Annotated in this window: 18 protein-coding genes; 9 read left to right on the forward strand and 9 right to left on the reverse strand. The window is 69.9% G+C overall.

The genetic code is table 11. The annotated features are described in order from the left end of the window. Positions 1 to 116: 116 nt before the first annotated feature. From pgeF to ACVBD7_RS15185, 4 genes are all read right to left on the reverse strand, one after another. Positions 117 to 884 carry a peptidoglycan editing factor PgeF gene (gene pgeF / locus ACVBD7_RS15170; RefSeq protein ID WP_458094066.1) on the reverse strand — a complete coding sequence of 256 codons (768 nt, stop codon included), beginning with the start codon at positions 882 to 884 and terminating at the stop codon, positions 117 to 119. Continuing rightward, positions 881 to 1,867 carry a class I SAM-dependent methyltransferase gene (locus tag ACVBD7_RS15175; RefSeq protein WP_458094067.1) on the reverse strand — a complete coding sequence of 329 codons (987 nt, stop codon included), beginning with the start codon at positions 1,865 to 1,867 and terminating at the stop codon, positions 881 to 883. The genes pgeF and ACVBD7_RS15175 overlap by 4 nt, the downstream gene beginning before the upstream one ends. A gap of 13 nt (positions 1,868 to 1,880) precedes the next feature. After that, positions 1,881 to 2,690 carry a prolipoprotein diacylglyceryl transferase gene (gene lgt, locus ACVBD7_RS15180; RefSeq protein ID WP_458094068.1) on the reverse strand — a complete coding sequence of 270 codons (810 nt, stop codon included), beginning with the start codon at positions 2,688 to 2,690 and terminating at the stop codon, positions 1,881 to 1,883. Positions 2,691 to 2,955: 265 nt separating this feature from the next. Continuing rightward, on the reverse strand, positions 2,956 to 3,495 hold the full coding sequence (locus ACVBD7_RS15185; RefSeq protein WP_458094069.1) for a hypothetical protein: 540 nt from the start codon (positions 3,493 to 3,495) through the stop codon (positions 2,956 to 2,958). A 161-nt stretch (positions 3,496 to 3,656) separates the two neighbouring features. Between ACVBD7_RS15185 and ACVBD7_RS15190 the strand changes: the two genes are divergently transcribed. The 6 genes from ACVBD7_RS15190 (at position 3,657) to ACVBD7_RS15215 (ending at position 8,408) form a co-directional block, all read left to right on the forward strand. Continuing rightward, positions 3,657 to 4,091, forward strand: coding sequence for an accessory factor UbiK family protein (locus tag ACVBD7_RS15190; RefSeq protein ID WP_458094070.1), 435 nt, complete (start codon positions 3,657 to 3,659; stop codon positions 4,089 to 4,091). Positions 4,092 to 4,244: 153 nt separating this feature from the next. After that, positions 4,245 to 4,748 (forward strand): YbjN domain-containing protein, encoded by a 504-nt coding sequence (locus ACVBD7_RS15195; RefSeq protein ID WP_458094071.1) that lies wholly within the window; start codon positions 4,245 to 4,247, stop codon positions 4,746 to 4,748. A gap of 59 nt (positions 4,749 to 4,807) precedes the next feature. Next, positions 4,808 to 5,623 (forward strand): pyrroline-5-carboxylate reductase, encoded by an 816-nt coding sequence (proC, locus tag ACVBD7_RS15200; RefSeq protein ID WP_458094072.1) that lies wholly within the window; start codon positions 4,808 to 4,810, stop codon positions 5,621 to 5,623. A 128-nt stretch (positions 5,624 to 5,751) separates the two neighbouring features. After that, on the forward strand, positions 5,752 to 6,969 hold the full coding sequence (locus ACVBD7_RS15205) for an MFS transporter (protein ID WP_458094073.1): 1,218 nt from the start codon (positions 5,752 to 5,754) through the stop codon (positions 6,967 to 6,969). A gap of 95 nt (positions 6,970 to 7,064) precedes the next feature. Then, positions 7,065 to 7,904 carry a TetR family transcriptional regulator gene (locus tag ACVBD7_RS15210; RefSeq protein WP_458094074.1) on the forward strand — a complete coding sequence of 280 codons (840 nt, stop codon included), beginning with the start codon at positions 7,065 to 7,067 and terminating at the stop codon, positions 7,902 to 7,904. Positions 7,905 to 7,979: 75 nt separating this feature from the next. Continuing rightward, positions 7,980 to 8,408, forward strand: a complete 429-nt coding sequence (locus tag ACVBD7_RS15215; RefSeq protein ID WP_458094075.1) for a phasin family protein — start codon at positions 7,980 to 7,982, stop codon at positions 8,406 to 8,408. Between the two features lie 9 nt (positions 8,409 to 8,417). Here the strand turns inward: ACVBD7_RS15215 and ACVBD7_RS15220 are convergent, their stop codons facing one another. Continuing rightward, on the reverse strand, positions 8,418 to 8,615 hold the full coding sequence (locus ACVBD7_RS15220; protein WP_458094076.1) for a DUF4169 family protein: 198 nt from the start codon (positions 8,613 to 8,615) through the stop codon (positions 8,418 to 8,420). A 39-nt stretch (positions 8,616 to 8,654) separates the two neighbouring features. Between ACVBD7_RS15220 and ACVBD7_RS15225 the strand changes: the two genes are divergently transcribed. Together ACVBD7_RS15225 and ACVBD7_RS15230 are read left to right on the forward strand one after the other, a co-directional pair. Continuing rightward, positions 8,655 to 9,326 carry a dienelactone hydrolase family protein gene (locus ACVBD7_RS15225; protein ID WP_458094077.1) on the forward strand — a complete coding sequence of 224 codons (672 nt, stop codon included), beginning with the start codon at positions 8,655 to 8,657 and terminating at the stop codon, positions 9,324 to 9,326. A 47-nt stretch (positions 9,327 to 9,373) separates the two neighbouring features. Continuing rightward, positions 9,374 to 9,562, forward strand: coding sequence for a hypothetical protein (locus ACVBD7_RS15230; RefSeq protein WP_458094078.1), 189 nt, complete (start codon positions 9,374 to 9,376; stop codon positions 9,560 to 9,562). Positions 9,563 to 9,625: 63 nt separating this feature from the next. Here ACVBD7_RS15230 and ACVBD7_RS15235 read toward each other — a convergent pair whose 3' ends face one another. Then, positions 9,626 to 10,513: an S-methyl-5'-thioadenosine phosphorylase gene (locus tag ACVBD7_RS15235; protein WP_458094079.1), complete on the reverse strand. Its 888-nt coding sequence runs from the start codon at positions 10,511 to 10,513 to the stop codon at positions 9,626 to 9,628. Positions 10,514 to 10,734: 221 nt separating this feature from the next. Between ACVBD7_RS15235 and ACVBD7_RS15240 the strand changes: the two genes are divergently transcribed. Continuing rightward, complete coding sequence (locus tag ACVBD7_RS15240; protein WP_458094080.1) at positions 10,735 to 12,552, forward strand: sensor domain-containing phosphodiesterase; 1,818 nt, start codon at positions 10,735 to 10,737, stop codon at positions 12,550 to 12,552. An 87-nt stretch (positions 12,553 to 12,639) separates the two neighbouring features. On the opposite strand, the gene ACVBD7_RS15245 is transcribed toward ACVBD7_RS15240, so the two are convergent. From ACVBD7_RS15245 to petA, 3 genes are read right to left on the reverse strand one after another with little or no spacing between them, the layout of a single operon-like run. Then, positions 12,640 to 13,431 (reverse strand): cytochrome c1, encoded by a 792-nt coding sequence (locus ACVBD7_RS15245; protein WP_458094081.1) that lies wholly within the window; start codon positions 13,429 to 13,431, stop codon positions 12,640 to 12,642. Then, positions 13,431 to 14,708 carry a cytochrome b gene (locus tag ACVBD7_RS15250; protein ID WP_458094082.1) on the reverse strand — a complete coding sequence of 426 codons (1,278 nt, stop codon included), beginning with the start codon at positions 14,706 to 14,708 and terminating at the stop codon, positions 13,431 to 13,433. Before ACVBD7_RS15250 ends, ACVBD7_RS15245 begins: the two co-directional genes overlap by 1 nt. A gap of 13 nt (positions 14,709 to 14,721) precedes the next feature. After that, the gene (petA, locus tag ACVBD7_RS15255) at positions 14,722 to 15,342 is read right to left on the reverse strand and encodes a ubiquinol-cytochrome c reductase iron-sulfur subunit (RefSeq protein WP_458094083.1); all 621 of its coding nucleotides are present in this window, start codon (positions 15,340 to 15,342) and stop codon (positions 14,722 to 14,724) included. Positions 15,343 to 15,502: the final 160 nt, after the last annotated feature.

Here is a 15,502-nt window from a genome sequence, read left to right on the forward strand (position 1 = left end):
AACAGGAGGCAAGAGGGGCGAGGAACGCGGCGCCAGGAGGAAAGGAGCGTCCAGGCATGGGCGTCGCCCTTATCCACGGCGGGGCGGCACCGCGCCAGCGATATCCGGCGCGAGCCTTAACCTGGGATGGCAATGGCCGAGAGCTGGTGCCCGATCGGCCCGCCGCCCTCCAGCGTGCGGCGGCGGTGGGAGAAGAACAGCGCCTCCTCCGCCAGCGTGTCGTTCGGCAGCGCCTCGGCGGCCACGCCGGCGGCGTGCAGCCGGCCGAGGATCAACCCGGCCATGTCGAAGTGCCAGTGCTCCGGCCGCCGGCCGGGGGCGAGGAAGCGGTCCCCCTCCGGGTCGCTCGTCAGCAGCTCGGCCCGCAGGTCCGCGCCCACCTCGTAGCTCGGCTGGCGGATGCAGGGCCCGAGGGCGGCGGCGATATCCGCCCGCCTCGCACCCAGCCCCTCCATCGCCTCGATCGTCGCCTCCAGCACCCCGGCCAGCGCGCCGCGCCAGCCGGCATGGCAGGCGCCCACCACCCCGGCCCGCCGGTCGGCGAACAGCACGGGGCCGCAATCGGCGGTGATGATGCCCAGCGTGATCCCCGGCCGGTTGGTCACCACCCCATCGGCCCGGGGCCGGTTTTCATGGGGGATGGGCGCGTCCGCGACGGCTACGTCGATGCCGTGCACTTGGTAGAGGCCGGACAGGGACTGAGGCAGCCGGCCGATGGCCTGCATGGCCCTGGCCCGGTTCTCCTGCACGGCCTCTGGATCGTCCGGGCTGGACAAGGAGCAGTTCAGGCTGGCGAAGCGGCCGGTCGAGACGCCGCCGCGGCGGGTGAAGAAGCCATGCGGCGTCCCGGCCAAGCCGCGGGCGGTCAGGAAATCAGCGGTCATTCGGCTTCGAAACCCGGCGGGGTGGAAAGGCCCGGGTGACACAGGACCAGCGCCTTGAACAGGCGCCCCATGGCTTCCGGTGCGGACAGGCGGCTGGCGGCCTCGAGATGGCGCGCGCCCCGGCCGGGGTCGGAGGCCGCCAGCGCCGCAGCGCGGCTGTGCAGCCCGAGCCGGGCGAGGAACACGCCCTGCGGGATGGGGCCATACGCCGCCGCACCCGTCGCGCGGCCTCTCCTCGCAAGGGCGGAGAAATCAACATGGGCGGTCAGGTCCGCACGGCCGGGGTCAGCCAGCGGATCGGCCGCCTGGCGGTCCCGGATGGCCTGCAGACTGTCGCCTGGCCCACTCTCGGCCGGCCCGTAATCGATGAAAAGGGCGGCGCCCCCCTGCCCCGCCAGCCGGGTGCCCAGCGAGGCGGCCAGGGCGAGGGCGGGTTCGTTCACCTCGCGCACCTCTCCTTCGGCCCCATCATCTGGCAGTCTCTCGTCCGTCACTGGCTGTTCGAGAAAGGCACCGCCGGCCACGAAGCGCTCCATCCAGGCGCCATCACGCCGGACGAACTGGCGAATCGGCAGCGCGTCCAGGAACTCGTTTGCCAGCAGGATCATCGGCCCATCAGGCAGCCCGGCGACCTCGTCGTGCCAAACGGCACCGGGCAGGCGGGTGCGCTGGGCCGCTCGCAGCAGCGGCGAGGTCTCGATCAGGTGCAGCCGGGCGGCACGGGCGAAATCCGGCATCATCTGCTCAGTGGCCCTCAGGGCATCGGCCATTAGCGTGCCGCGCCCCGGTCCGGCCTCGGCGAGGATCACCGGGTCTGGCCGGCCCATCAGCGTCCAGGTGACGGCGGCCCAGAGGCCCAGGCACTCGCCGAAAGCCTGGGTGATCTCGGGCGAGGTGACAAAGTCGCCGGCCGCGCCGAAGGGATCGCGCCCGGCGTAATAGGCGGCGTTGGCGCGCGCCATGAAGGCATCGAGCCGCTCCATCACCGCATGTCCATCACGCGGCGGGCAGGTGCGCCACCGGCCGGCTGCGCGCCATCAACCAAATTCCCACCAGCACCATCGGAATGGACAAGAGCTGCCCCATCGTGGCGCCCGCGAAGAGGAAGCCGAGTTGCGCGTCCGGCTGGCGGAAGAACTCGCCGATGATGCGGGCCGTGCCGTAGCCGGCCAGGAAGGCGCCGGCCGTGAAGCCCGGCCGAGCCCGCAACCGCGGCGTGCGCACGATGATCTGCAGGATGACGAAGAGGATCAGCCCTTCCATCGCTGCCTGGTACAGCTGCGAGGGATGCCGCGGCTCCGGCCCGGCATGGGGAAAGATCACGCCCCAGGGCACGTCGGTGGTGCGGCCCCACAGCTCGCCATTGATGAAGTTGGCGATGCGCCCGAGCCCGAGGCCCACCGGCACCACGCTCGTCACCCGGTCGGAGAAGAGAAGGAAGGGCATGCGGTTGCGATGGCAGAACCAGGCCAGCGCGATGATCACCCCCGCCGCGCCGCCGTGGAAGGACATGCCTCCGTGCCAGAGATAGAAGATCTCCCAGGGCGCGGTCCAGAGAAGGTCGGGCCGGTAGAACAGCACGTAGCCGATGCGGCCACCGAGGATCACGCCGAGCGTCGCCCAGGTGATGAAGTCGTCCATCTGCTCCGGCGTGCCGGCCACCGGTGCCTTCGGCACGAGCCGCCGGGCCAGCTGCCAGCCGATCACGATGCCAGCAATATAGGCCAGCGCGTACCAGCGGATGACGAGAGGCCCGATGGCGATCGCCACCGGGTCGAAGGCGGGGAAGAGAATAGCGGGGATCATCGGGGGCCCGTGCTGCGTCGCCTAGGGGTCGGAAGGGGCGCGGCAGGGCCGGGCCGGGTCGTGAGTGCCGAGAGGGGTGGAAAACGCCCCCTCGCCCGCTGCGCGAAGGCACCGGGCGCGCGGGTATAAAGCCGATCGGCTAAGGCGGGAATGCGGGCGGGAATGCAGGAGCAGGAAGCGGGCCCAATATCCCCGGCTGGACGATCGGGACTGACGTTCAAGTCGGACCGCGTCGAAGCCCGCAGCGCCCAGGCCGCCGGCCGGCTCACCGGCAGCGGCAGGTCGGCGGTGAGACGCAGGAGCCGGCGCCGGTGGGGCTGGTCGGGCCGCCCTGGCCGCCGCTGCAATAGGCAATCCGGCCCTCCCGGCAGCTGATGCTGCAGGCCGGGCCGCACAGCCCCGCCGGCTGCGCGCAGAAATTGCCCGCGCCGATGAGCGGAACCGTCGGCGCAGCCCCGCCGGGCGCTGCCGGGCTGCCCCCACTGCCGGATTCGCCTCGTGGTGTGGGCGTGGCCCCGCGCGCGGCGCCCGGCAGGGCGGAGGCGGCGCCGTTCTGGCCGGTTGCCGCATCGGGAAAGGCGCTGAAGCCGGATCCGGGCGCGGGCGGGACAGCACCGGGCCCTCCGCGCCCCGGATCCGTGCGTCCAGGAACTCCCGTGGGGCCGGCGACAGAATTGCCGGTGGCAGCGGCACCCGGAAGCGCCGAGCGGGACGACGGAGCCGCATCTGGCAGCTGGGCACCGGCATCCCGGCCGGTCAGGCAGGCAAGGACGACCAAAAGGATCAGCGCAGCCTGTCGCCTCATCGCCACCCCCGCTCGCATCCGCCACATGCCCGGCGAGAGGTAGGCGGATGGCGGCGGTGCAGCAAGCAGCCATTCCCGGGCAGGCGGACGGGAAATGCGCGGCAGGGACTACGCCCGGCGGGGTGCCGGGACCATGTTGAGGGGGATTTCAGGAGGCGATTATGCAGGAAGGTGGCCAGGGCGGTTCTGGTGCTGGTGGTTCTGGTGCCGGGAATTCCGGCACGGGCGGGCCTTTCGGCGCTGGCGGCTTCAAGGGATTCGGCGGCTTCGGTGCGGGCCCAGGCGGCCGCGGCAAGTTCTTCGATGACTTGGCCGGTGTCGCGGGCGGCGCCTTCTCCGTGCTGTCCGGCGCCAAGGCCGAGATCGAGGCCGCGGTGCAGGCCCAGGTAGAGGCGCTGAGCGCCCGGCTGAACCTGGTGAAGCGCGAAGAGCTGGACGCGGCGCTCGAGGTCGCCCGCCGCGCGCGGGAGGAGGCGGAATCCCTGTCCGCCCGTGTCTCCGCGCTGGAAGCGCGGCTGGACGACATGACCCGCGACGCGCCGCCCGAGCCCCAGGGCCCGGTGAACGACGGTGGTTCAGCCCCCATCATCGTCTGATTGGGGTGACGTGCGGGCCGAAGTGCTGCCCATCACTTGCAGCCTTCGGCCTTGCCGCTGCGTTCGGCATCGCAGTATCAATCTGTGGGGGCTGTCCCGCCGATTCGCTACCAGACTCGGGGGCCTGCCCGTCTCGGGATAGGAGGTGACGTCATGTCAGCCACCCTCGTAGCCGACCGGGACAGGGCCGCTAATCCGCTCGATGTCGTCGAGCAGATTGTGGCGTCCAACGAATGGGCCTTCGATCGCCGCTCCGATGGGGAGATGGCGGCCGAGGCTCCCGGCAAGTGGTGCGACTACGGCCTGCACTTCGCCTGGTCCACCGAGATCAGCGCCATGCACTTCACCTGCGCCTTCGACATGAAGGTGCCCGCCGGGTCGCGGGCCAAGTTGCACGAGCTGCTGGCCCTGGCGAACGAGAAGCTTTGGATCGGGCATTTCGGGCTGGAGGGCGAGGAGGGTATCCCCGTCTTCCGCCACGCGGTGCTGCTCCGCGGTGCGCGTTCGGCCAGCGTGGAAAGCCTCGAGGACATGGTGGACATCGCCATCACCGAGTGCGAGCGCTTCTTCCCCGCCTTCCAGTTCGTGCTCTGGGGGGGCAAGCCCCCGGCCGAGGCGCTGGCGGCTGCGATGCTGGACTGCGTCGGCGAAGCCTGAAACCTTCCGCGCCCCCGCCGGCTTGGGCGGGGGTGTCCGAGGTTTCGAGGAATCGCCTGATGTCCGCTGAGATTCTGCCGCCCGTCCTGCTCGTCGGCTGCGGCAAGATGGGGGGTGCGCTCCTCCATGGCTGGCTGGAGCGTGGCCTCTCCCGCGCCGTGGTGGTCGAGCCACACAAGCAGTCCACCGAGGCCTTCGCCCATCGGGTGGAGGTGGTGCCGGGCGTGGACGCCATCCCCACGGGCTTCGTCCCCGATGCCGTGATCTTCGCTACCAAGCCGCAGCAGGCCGAGGACGCCCTGCCCGCCTACCGCCCCTTCGCGCGCGGCGGCGCGCTGTTCCTCTCCATCATGGCGGGCAAGACCATCTCCGGCCTGGACGGGATGCTGGACGGCGCGGCGGTGGTGCGGGCCATGCCCAATACCCCGGCCGCGATCGGCCAGGGCTTCACCGTTGCCTGCGCCGGCCGCCGCGTGACGGCGGCGCAGAAGGCGTTGGCCGACCGGCTGCTGGCCGCGACCGGTGAGGTCGCCTGGGTGGATCAGGAGAGCCTGATCGACCCCGTCACCGCCATCTCCGGCGGTGGCCCCGCCTATGTCTTCCTGTTGACCGAGTTGCTGGAGCAGGCCGGGATCGCCCAGGGCGTGCCGCCCGACCTCGCCCGCCGCATGGCCCGCGCCACCGTCATCGGCTCGGGCGCGCTGCTTGGCCGAAGCGCCGAGGATGCGGCGGTGCTGCGCCAGAACGTCACCTCACCCAAGGGCACGACGGAGCAGGCCCTAGCCGTGCTGATGGCCGAGCACGGCTGGCCCGCGCTGATCCCCCAAGCGATCGACGCTGCCACCAAGCGGTCCCGCGAACTCGCCCTCGGCTGAAGCCAGGGCAACGGGCGGAGCGCGCGGCCGGGCAAGATCCTGGCAAGCCCCCATCCAACGGTCCGCACCGAAGCACCTGCGCCTCTTTCGAGGGCAGGGTGCGGGCCTGGCGGATAAGGGGCGGGCGGATGGATCGGCAGGTAGGTTTCTACGGCTGGCGCGTGGTGTGGGCGGCCTTTACCGTCGCCGTCTTTGGCTGGGGGGTGGGCTTCTACGGCCCGCCGATTCTGCTGGAGGCGCTGCGCCAGGTCCGCGGCTGGCCACTCTCCACGGTTTCCGCGGCGGTGACCTGCCACTTCCTGCTGGGCGCGCTGGTGGTGGCGCGTCTTCCGGCCCTGCACGCACGCTTCGGCCTTGTGGCGGTGACGCGGGCGGGTGGCATCGCCTCGGGGCTGGGAATGCTCGGCTGGGCGTTGGCGGAGGCGCCCTGGCAGCTCTTCGCGGCCACGTTGGTCAGCGGCACGGGCTGGGCGGCCACCGGGGCGGCAGCCATCAACGCCTTCATCGCCCCCTGGTTCGTGCGCAGGCGCCCGGCAGCGCTCTCGGCCGCCTATAACGGAGCGAGCATCGGCGGCGTGGTGATGTCGCCGCTCTGGGTCGCGCTGATCGGCGGCTTCGGACTGCCGGTCGCGGTGGCGCTGGTGGGCGGGGTGATGGCGCTCACCCTCTGGGTGCTGGCAGGGCAGGTGATCGGCCGCAGCCCGGCCGGGATGGGCCAGCGGCCGGATGGCGATGCCGCCGGGGTTGCCGCCGCGGTGTCGGGGCGCGATGCGCCGCCGCTCGGCCGGTCCTGGCAGGACCGGCGCTTCGTCACTCTGGCCGCGCTCATCACCCTCAGCCTCTTTGCGCAGATCGGACTCATCGCGCATCTCTTCTCGCTGTTGGTGCCGGTGCTGGGTGCTCAAGGGGCGGGAGTGGCGATGGGCATGGCCACGGCCTGCGCTGTGCTGGGTCGCACCACGATGGGCTGGCTGCTGAAGCCGGGTGCGGACCGGCGGCTCGCGGCGGCAGGCAGCGTGTCCGTGCAGGTTGTGGGCTCGCTCATCCTGCTGCTGGCGGGCGGGGAGGCCGCGACGATGCTGCTCGGTCTCGCGCTGTTCGGGCTGGGAATCGGGAATGCCACCTCCCTGCCCCCGCTCATCGCCCAGGCCGAGTTCGCGCCGGCCGAGACGGGACGTGTGGTGGCGCTGATCACCGCCACCGGTCAGGCGGGCTATGCCTTCGCCCCGGCGGGCTTCGGCCTGCTGCGGGAGGCAGGAGGCGGCGAGGCGCTGTTTCTGGCGGCCGGGGCCATCCAGCTGGCCGCCATCGCCGCCGCCCTGGCCGGCAGGCGCTCCCGCCCCTGACAATGCGTCCGATCCACGCGGCCGGTTCCGGCCATCAGTCCCGCCATCCATTTCCGCCGTTGATCCCCGGGCGGGACGCGCCATCTTGCAACGCGATGGATACGCGCGATGCCCCCTCCCCAGCCCTTCTGGACGCCCTCTGGCAGGTCGTCGCCCAGCATGGCTGGCACGGCACCACCTTTGCCCGCATCGCTGAGAGCAGCGGCGAAAGCCTGGCGGAGCTGCGCGGCCGCTACGCCACGCCGGTTGATCTGCTGCGCGCCCATGCGCGCGTGGTGGACCAGCAGGTGCTGGAGGGGACGGTGCCCGGCCAGATGGGCTTCGGCAGCGCGCGGGACCGCGTGTTCGACCTTCTGATGCGCCGTTTCGACGCGCTGGCGCCGCATCGGGAGGGCATCCTGCGCATGCGGCGGGACCTGATGCGGGACCCGCTTTCCGCCCTGCTTCTCTCCCCCATCCTGATGGCCTCCATGGCCTGGACGCTGGAAGGCGCCGGGGTCTCCACCGCCGGCTTCCAGGGCGGGCTGCGGGTGCAGGGCCTCGCCGGGGTCTGGCTCGCCACCGCCCGGGCCTGGGAGGGTGACGAGAGCGTCGATCTCGGCGCCACCATGGCCGCGCTCGACCGCGCGCTGGACCGCGCCGAATCCATCGCTCGCACGCTGCGGCTGACCGAGCCGGAGATGACGGACGGCGATACCGGCGAGGTCTCCCCCGGCATGGTGGAGCCGCCGCTGGCCGATACCGGAATTATGATGGCTGATGCTTCAGCCGCCTCCGCGCCGGTGCCGCCCTCGGGCCTGCATCCCGCGAACGGCGCGGACACCCTCAATGCCCCCGGCACCGGCCCTTCGGCAGGGCCGGACGCATCGGGCGCGGCGCCGGAACCTGCCGCGCCGCGCAAGCCGGGCGGCCCTGGGGACATGCTTCCCTCCTGACCCGGCCGCGCGCCGCGCTTGCGGCACCAGGGTGCGCCGGGCCAGGATAGGGCACTTTCAAAAGGAGGAACGCCGATGTCCGACCGCCCTGCCCTTCCGCCGGAGATGGACCCCATGCGCCTCCTGTCCGAGATGCGACTTCCCATGGTCGATGTGCAGGCGCTGGCGGAAGCCCAGCGCCGCAACCTCGAGGCGCTGTCTGCCGCCAACCGCGTGGCGCTCGAGGGCGCGCAGGCCGTCGCTCGCCGCCACATGGAGATCCTGCAGCAGTCGATGTCGGAGATGACCGACGCGGTGCGCGGCGCCGCCTCGGGCAATCCGACCGACCAGGCCACCAAGCAGGCCGAGATGGTCAAGGCCACCTATGAGAAGGCCGTGACCAACATGAAGGAGCTGGCCGATCTCATCCAGAAGTCAAATGCCGAGGCGCTGACGGTGCTGAACCGCCGCTTCTCGGAGGCAATGGACGAGGTGCGCGGGCTGGTGGCCAAGAAGGAGGGCTGAGGCCCTCCGCTATCTCTGCTCGTCGGTGCGCGGCGGATCGAGCCGCGCGCCGTCCAGCAACGCGTCCCGCTTCGCTTTCGCCTCGGCGTCCCTTGCCCGCTCCGCCTTCGTACGGCCATTGGCGGCACGGTTCGCTGCAGCCTCCGCCTCCGCCGCCACGCGCTCCCGCGCCTTCCGTGCCCGGTTGAGGTTGACGATCTCGGCCATGGCCCCAGGATAGCCCCCTGGATTTGGCGGAGCCACCCCATGCAGATCGAGCTCACCGCGGCGGATGGCCATCGCCTCTCGGCCTGGCGCGCCGGCTCCGCCGATGCGCGGCGCGCGCTGGTCGTGGTGCAGGAGATCTTTGGCGTGAACCCGCATATGCGGCGCCTGTCGGACCATCTCGGCAGCCTCGGCTGGGCCGTTATCACCCCTGCCCTGTTCGACCGCGCAGAGCGCGGCGTGGAACTCGGCTACGAGGCGCCAGACCGCGAGCGCGGCATGAAGCTCCGCGGCCAGGTCTCGAACGAAGCTGTCATGCTCGACATCGAGGCAGCAGCGCGGGCGCTGCCGGCAGGCGCATCGCGCGGCATCATCGGCTATTGCTGGGGCGGCACCATCGCATGGTGGGGCGCCACCCGCTCCAACAGCTTCGGCGCGGCGGTGGGATACTACGGCGGCGGTATCGCGGGCACCCGGACGGAGACGCCGCACTGCCCGGTGCAGCTGCATTTCGGCGAGACGGACGGGGGCATCCCGCTCACGGATGTGGAACTGGTCCGGCAGGCGCAACCGGATGTCGAAGTCCATGTCTATCCCGGTGCCGGACATGGCTTCGCCTGCGAGGACCGTTCGAGCTATGATGCGGCCGCGACCGCGCTGGCCGAGGAGCGGGCAATCGCCTTTCTCTCGGCGCATCTGGGCGGGCCAGCCTAGGGCGGGTTGCCCGGCGTCATTGCACCTGGACCCAGAAGGAGCCACCCATGATCCAGACGCTGGTCGGAATCGTCATTTTCCTCGCGCTGCTCGTGGGGATGCCCTTCGTGTGGCCGAACGGCTTTTCGGAGCCTCCCTTCGTGATGATCGGGCTGCTCGTGATTGCGGCTGTGGTGGCCTTCATCGTAGGCCGCCGGCGCCGGGCCCGTGGCTGGGGCACCAGTTCCAGCGCCTGACCGTCCCGGAGCAAGCCTCACGAGGGGCCGGGGATAGAGTGCCTCCCCAGCGCCCCGACCCGATCAGGCCGCGCGCAGCACCCGCCCGGCCACCGCGTCAAGCTTCGCCATCAGCGCCGGGTCCCGCATGGCCGGCGGGGTGACGAGCGCGCTGTCCAGCGCGCGGTCGCAGCCCGAGGGGCAGGGACCGCGGGGCGCGGCCAGCATCGGGATCACGGCCCGCACCAGGTCCTGCGCCCGCCCGGCGTTGGCGTGCATCACCTTCACCACCGCCTCGACCGTCACATGGTCATGGTCGGGGTGCCAGCAGTCGTAATCCGTGACCATGGCGACGGTCGCGTAGCAGAGCTCCGCCTCACGGGCGAGCTTGGCCTCGGGCATGTTGGTCATGCCGATCACGTCGCAGCCCCAGGTCCTATAAAGCTCGCTCTCTGCCTTGGTGGAGAATTGCGGGCCCTCCATCACGAGATAGGTGCCGCCACGTTTGTGCTTCAGGCCGATGCCGCGCGCAGCCTCCTCCAGCGCATCGCCGAGGCGCGGGCAGAGCGGGTGCGCCATCGAGACATGGGCGACGCAGCCCGTCTCGAAGAAGCTTTTCTTGCGGGCAAAGGTACGGTCGATGAACTGGTCGGGGATGACGAAGCTGCCGGGCGGCAGGTCGGCGTTCAGGCTGCCGACCGCGGAGAGGGACAGGATCTCCGTGCAGCCCGCGCGCTTCATGACGTCGATATTGGCGCGGTAGTTCAGCTCGCCCGGCGGGATGCGGTGGCCACGGCCGTGGCGCGGCAGGAAGACGCAGCGCACGCCGGAGAGCGTGCCAAATAGCAGCTCGTCCGAGGGCTCGCCCCAGGGGCTATCGACCTTCTGCCAGCGCCGGTCCTCCAGGCCCTCGATGTCATAGAGGCCTGACCCGCCGATGAGGCCGATGACGGGGGTAATCTGGTCGGACATGGGAGGCTCCGGTTCCGGCTGAGCGCTTCCGTCTAGAACAGATCACGCCGATCGGGAATCCGGTCCCGCCAAGTCGTCCACCCTGCCACTTTGCCCAAGAAATGCAGCGCCATGCCACAGGCGAAAACGTCAGTTCCGGATTTACGGCAACTACAGGTTGCCTTTCGCAACCTGTAGTTGAATATTCACGTTCAACTCGCAGCTCAGAGAGGATTGGCAAGATGCCCGTGTCTCGCCCTGTTGACGAGGCGGAGCGGCTACTGGACGTGGCCGAGGTGGCGCGGTTCGACAAGGTGACCCAGGATCTCCTCGGCGCCTTCATCCGAGTGGCGAGCGACCTGATGGGTGCGCCAATCTCTGGCGTTTCCCTGGTTGGCGAGAGTGAGCAGTTCTTCCCTGCCGTGAAGGGGCTTACCGCGGGTCACACCCCCCGGGATAACGCATTCTGCGCCCACGCCATCCTCAACCCGCAGGAGGTGATGGTGGTGCCGGATCTGAAGGAGGATCCGCGCTTCAGCGCCAACGCCCTCGTCACGCAGAACCCCAATCTCCGCTTCTACGCAGGCGCGCCGCTGCTGGGCGCACGCGGCTTGCCGATCGGCACCTTGTGCGTGATGGACCATGTGCCGCGCATGGTCTCCGCGACGGCGATCGAGCGACTCCAGGATCTGGCGCGCGGCGTCTCGGCCGCGCTCTCCCTCCGCCACGCAATCGATGAGGTGCATCGCGCCGCTCGGACAGACCCGCTGACCGGCGTATGCAACCGCAAGGCCTGGGACGAGGCGATCGCCACGATCGACCCGCATCAGATCGGCGTGTTGATGATCGACCTGGATGGGTTCAAGCCCATTAACGACACCTATGGCCATGGCGGCGGCGACAAGGCCCTGGTCGAGGTGGCCCGCCGGCTGCGCGAGACGGTGCGCGGCGACGACATGGTGGTCCGCCTGGGCGGCGACGAGTTTGCCGTGCTGGTCCGCCGGATTGACCGGACGGAGGTCGGGCTGGCGCTTGCCGCCCGCATACACGCGGCTCTGGCTGATACCTTCGTGCTGAACGGCTCCACAGTGCCGCTCCGCGCCTCGATCGGTTTCGCGGCCGTGCCCTGGCATGCCGGCGACGTCCACAGCCTGATGGAACGGGCCGATGCGGCCCTCTATGCCGCCAAGCGAGCCGGCCGCGGCATCACCCGCGCCGCCGATGCATCAACGGGCAGCGACAATGTGGGCCGCACTGTGCTTGAGGCACGGCTGCGCGAGGCCTTCGCGCCCGGCGGCACTGTGCCCTTTCACCTCGTGTTCCAGCCGATCGTGGAGATGAAGACGGGGGAGGTCTGCTCCGTCGAGGCGTTGCTGCGCTGGCGGACCGGCACCGGCCTCTCGCTCCGGCCCGTCGACGTTCTGCCGGTGATCGAGGGCATGGGGTATTCCGGCTCGCTCGACCGCTGGGTGGTGGACGAGGCCTGCCGGCTGATCGCCCTCGGCCATCCGCCCTTCACCATCGCCGTCAACGCCTCGGCCAGCACCTTCGGCATGCCGGGATTCGACTCCGAGGTGGGCGCGATCCTCCGGCGGCACGGCGTTTCCGGCGACCGGCTGATCATCGAGATGACCGAGGGATCCCTGGCCGGCGACCCTGATGCGGCGCTCGCCAACATGCGCGGCCTCGGGCAGTTGGGCGTGCGCGTGGTTCTGGACGATTTCGGCGGTGGGCATGGGACACTGGCGCGGCTGCGCGGCTACCCCTTCGCGTCCATCAAGATCGACCGTTCCCTCATCACCGACTGCGCGCGCGACACGCAGGGCCGGGCACTGATGGAGGCGGTGGCCGGGATGGCCCATGCCATGCTGGTGCCCGCCGTGGCCGAGGGTGTGGAGGATGCGGCGCAGCTCGCCGTGTTGGCACGGCTGGGGGTGGAGCGGGTGCAGGGCTTCCTGATCTCGCGCCCCGTATCCTGGGACCGGCTGGAAGAAGTGGCCGCGGGCGTCCCCGCCCGGCTCCGCGCCGCGCTCGGCCAGGATGTGCCTATCGGCGCCTGAGACGCCCGCGCCGCCACGATCCCTGAATCAGAAAGGGCCGCCCCGGTTTTCCGGGGCGGCCCTTTTCGCGTCGTCGTCCCGCAGGGATCAGTGCAGGTCGGACCAGATCTTCCGCTTCACGGCATAAACCAGACCGCCGAGAATGGTGAGGAAGATGATCATCCGCACGCCCATGGCGCGGCGCTGCTCCAGCTCCGGCTCCGCAGCCCAGGCCATAAAGGTGGCCACGTCGGTCGCCATCCGGTCCACGGTTGCCTGAGTGCCGTCGGCGTAGGTCACCTGGCCATCCGTGTTCAGCGGCGGCGCCATGGCGATCTGATGGCCCGGGAAGTACTTGTTGTAGTGCATCCCATTGGCGATGGTCACGCCGGGCGGCGGATCCTCGTAGCCGGTCAGCAGGGCGTGCAGGTAGTCGGCCCCACCCTCGCGCGCCTTCACAATCACGGACAGGTCGGGCGGCAGCGCACCATTGTTGGCAGCGCGGGCGGAGGCGTCATTGGCGAAGGGCCGCCGGAAGCGGTCCGAGGCACGGGCGGGGCGCTCGAACATCTCGCCATTGTCGTTCGGCCCATCCTGCACCTGGAACTGCGAGGACAGTGCCGCGATCTGCGGAGGCGTCAGGCCGATACCGGTCAGGTGGCGATAGGAGAGCTGCCGCATGGAGTGGCAGGCCGAACAGACCTCCTTGTAGACCTGGAAGCCGCGCTGAGCGGAGGCGCGGTCGAAGGTTCCGAAAATCCCGTCGAAAGAGAAATTCGTGTTCGGGATATGGATCACCTCATGCCCCTGGGCACGCGCGGCCTGCGGTGCCGCAAAGAGGCCGGCGGCCAGGGCGGCCGCAACGGCGGCCGCCTTCAGGGTCGGAACAAAGCGGCGCATCACGCCTTCTCCATCGGCTTGGCGGTGGCGCCTGCGGGCAGCGGTCCGCCGCCGCGCCGTCCGAGCACTGCCTGGGCAATGCTCTCGGGCAGGGGTAGCGGGCGCTCGAACTTCGACAGCAGCGGCAGGACCACCAGGAAGTAGGCGAAGTAGTAGGCCGTGCAGATCTGCGCGATCAGAATGTAGGGCTGCTCGGCCGGCTTGCCGCCCACCCAGCCCAGGACGAAGAAGTTCACCGTCCAGAGCAGGAACAGCCACTTGGCGATCGGGCGGAAGCGCATGGAGCGCACCGGCGAGCTGTCCAGCCAGGGCAGGACGAACAGGATCACCAGCGCGCCACCCATCAGGGCCACGCCGCCCAGCTTGTTCGGCACAGCGCGCAGCACCGCGTAGAAGGGCAGGAAGTACCACTCCGGCACGATATGGGCGGGCGTCACCAGCGGGTTAGCCGGGATGTAGTTGTCCGGATGGCCCAGCGCGTTCGGCATGAAGAAGACGAGGATCGCGAAGACCAGCAGGTAGATGATGATCCCGACGCTGTCCTTCATCGTGTAGTACGGATGGAAGGGCACGGTGTCCTGCGGGCCCTTGGGCTCGATGCCCAGCGGGTTGTTCGAGCCCACGATGTGAAGCGCCGCGATGTGGAGGAACACCACGCCGGTGATCACGAAGGGCAGCAGGAAGTGGAGCGAGAAGAAGCGGTTCAGCGTGGGGTTATCCACCGAGAAGCCGCCCCACAGCCAGGTGACGATGCTGTTGCCGACCACGGGAATGGCCGAGAACAGGTTGGTGATCACCGTCGCGCCCCAGAAGGACATCTGCCCCCAGGGCAGGACATAGCCCATGAAGGCCGTGGCCATCATGAGGATGAAGATTACCACGCCGATCATGAACAGCAGTTCGCGCGGCGTCTTGTAGGAGCCGTAGAACAGGTTCCGCCAGATGTGGATGTAGACCACGATGAAGAACATCGAGGCCCCGTTGGCGTGGATGTAGCGCAGCAACCAGCCGTAGTTCACGTCGCGCATGATGCGCTCGACGGAATCGAAGGCCAGGTTGGTGTTGGCGGCATACTGCATGGAGAGCACGACGCCGGTGGCGATCATGATCACCAGGCTGATCATCGCGAGCGCACCGAAATTCCAGAAATAGTTGAAATTCCGGGGCGTCGGGAAGGTGCCGTATTCCCGTTGCACCATGGAGATGATCGGCAGCCGCCGATCGACCCAGCGCAGGACGGGGTTCTTGACTTCTGAGTTCGAGAGGCCTTCGGCCATGTGTGGCGGCTCCTCAGCCGACCCGGATACGGGTGTCGGAGGTGAACGAGTAATCGGGGATAGCAAGGTTCAGCGGCGCCGGCCCGCGGCGCACGCGCCCGGCCGTGTCGTAATGGCTGCCATGGCAGGGGCAGAACCAGCCGCCATAGGCGCCGCGGTCGTCGGTCGGTTTCTGGCCCAGCGGCACGCAGCCGAGATGGGTGCAGACACCCAGCACGATCAGCCACTGGTCCTTGCCCGGTTTCACGCGGGACTGGTCGGTCGCCGGGTCGCGCAGCTCGCCGATCGGAACAGCGCGGGCTTCCTCGATCTCCTGCGGCGTACGGCGGCGGACGAAGACCGGCTTGCCGCGCCACATGACCGTGACGGCCTGGCCCTCGGCAATCGGGCCCAGTTCCACATCGGTGCTGGCCAGGGCCAGCACGTCCTGGCTCGGGTTCATCGAGTTGATGAAGGGCCAGGCAACCACGGCCACGCCGACCGCGGCGAAGGAGCCGGCAGCAAGCTTCAGGAAGTCACGGCGGACCGGGCCATGGTCCTGGTCCCCATAGGGCAGGGTGCCGACGGCATCGGCCTGCCGCGGCCCAGGTTCGGAGGGGCTCGTCTTTGGCGGGTTTGCCAGCACATCGGCCATTCGATCGCTCGTCCTGTTCTCCGTCCCCATCCCTGGCGCCGGGTTGGGGCGCCGGCTGGGGCCGTTGCATCCTTGCGCGGGAGACCGGCTTTCGGCCGGGCGGGGCGCGGGCCTGGCGCGCGCGCGAGCGCGGTGCCAAGCCGGTTGTGCCGCCATATAA

Source organism: Roseomonas sp. WA12 (assembly GCF_054165765.1).

What these genes read in the sequence shown, in the direction of transcription:
- ACVBD7_RS15190 (WP_458094070.1), top strand. Translation starts at nt 3,657, where the DNA reads ATGCAGGAAGGTGGCCAGGGCGGTTCTGGTGCTGGTGGTTCTGGTGCC.
- ACVBD7_RS15235 (WP_458094079.1), bottom strand. Translation starts at nt 10,513, where the DNA reads ATGTCCGACCAGATTACCCCCGTCATCGGCCTCATCGGCGGGTCAGGC.
- ACVBD7_RS15245 (WP_458094081.1), bottom strand. Translation starts at nt 13,431, where the DNA reads ATGCGCCGCTTTGTTCCGACCCTGAAGGCGGCCGCCGTTGCGGCCGCC.
- lgt (WP_458094068.1), bottom strand. Translation starts at nt 2,690, where the DNA reads ATGATCCCCGCTATTCTCTTCCCCGCCTTCGACCCGGTGGCGATCGCC.
- ACVBD7_RS15210 (WP_458094074.1), top strand. Translation starts at nt 7,065, where the DNA reads ATGGATACGCGCGATGCCCCCTCCCCAGCCCTTCTGGACGCCCTCTGG.
- ACVBD7_RS15240 (WP_458094080.1), top strand. Translation starts at nt 10,735, where the DNA reads ATGCCCGTGTCTCGCCCTGTTGACGAGGCGGAGCGGCTACTGGACGTG.
- ACVBD7_RS15220 (WP_458094076.1), bottom strand. Translation starts at nt 8,615, where the DNA reads ATGGCCGAGATCGTCAACCTCAACCGGGCACGGAAGGCGCGGGAGCGC.
- ACVBD7_RS15215 (WP_458094075.1), top strand. Translation starts at nt 7,980, where the DNA reads ATGTCCGACCGCCCTGCCCTTCCGCCGGAGATGGACCCCATGCGCCTC.
- proC (WP_458094072.1), top strand. Translation starts at nt 4,808, where the DNA reads ATGTCCGCTGAGATTCTGCCGCCCGTCCTGCTCGTCGGCTGCGGCAAG.
- ACVBD7_RS15185 (WP_458094069.1), bottom strand. Translation starts at nt 3,495, where the DNA reads ATGAGGCGACAGGCTGCGCTGATCCTTTTGGTCGTCCTTGCCTGCCTG.
- petA (WP_458094083.1), bottom strand. Translation starts at nt 15,342, where the DNA reads ATGGCCGATGTGCTGGCAAACCCGCCAAAGACGAGCCCCTCCGAACCT.
- ACVBD7_RS15205 (WP_458094073.1), top strand. Translation starts at nt 5,752, where the DNA reads ATGGATCGGCAGGTAGGTTTCTACGGCTGGCGCGTGGTGTGGGCGGCC.
- ACVBD7_RS15195 (WP_458094071.1), top strand. Translation starts at nt 4,245, where the DNA reads ATGTCAGCCACCCTCGTAGCCGACCGGGACAGGGCCGCTAATCCGCTC.
- pgeF (WP_458094066.1), bottom strand. Translation starts at nt 884, where the DNA reads ATGACCGCTGATTTCCTGACCGCCCGCGGCTTGGCCGGGACGCCGCAT.
- ACVBD7_RS15225 (WP_458094077.1), top strand. Translation starts at nt 8,655, where the DNA reads ATGCAGATCGAGCTCACCGCGGCGGATGGCCATCGCCTCTCGGCCTGG.
- ACVBD7_RS15175 (WP_458094067.1), bottom strand. Translation starts at nt 1,867, where the DNA reads ATGGAGCGGCTCGATGCCTTCATGGCGCGCGCCAACGCCGCCTATTAC.
- ACVBD7_RS15250 (WP_458094082.1), bottom strand. Translation starts at nt 14,708, where the DNA reads ATGGCCGAAGGCCTCTCGAACTCAGAAGTCAAGAACCCCGTCCTGCGC.
- ACVBD7_RS15230 (WP_458094078.1), top strand. Translation starts at nt 9,374, where the DNA reads ATGATCCAGACGCTGGTCGGAATCGTCATTTTCCTCGCGCTGCTCGTG.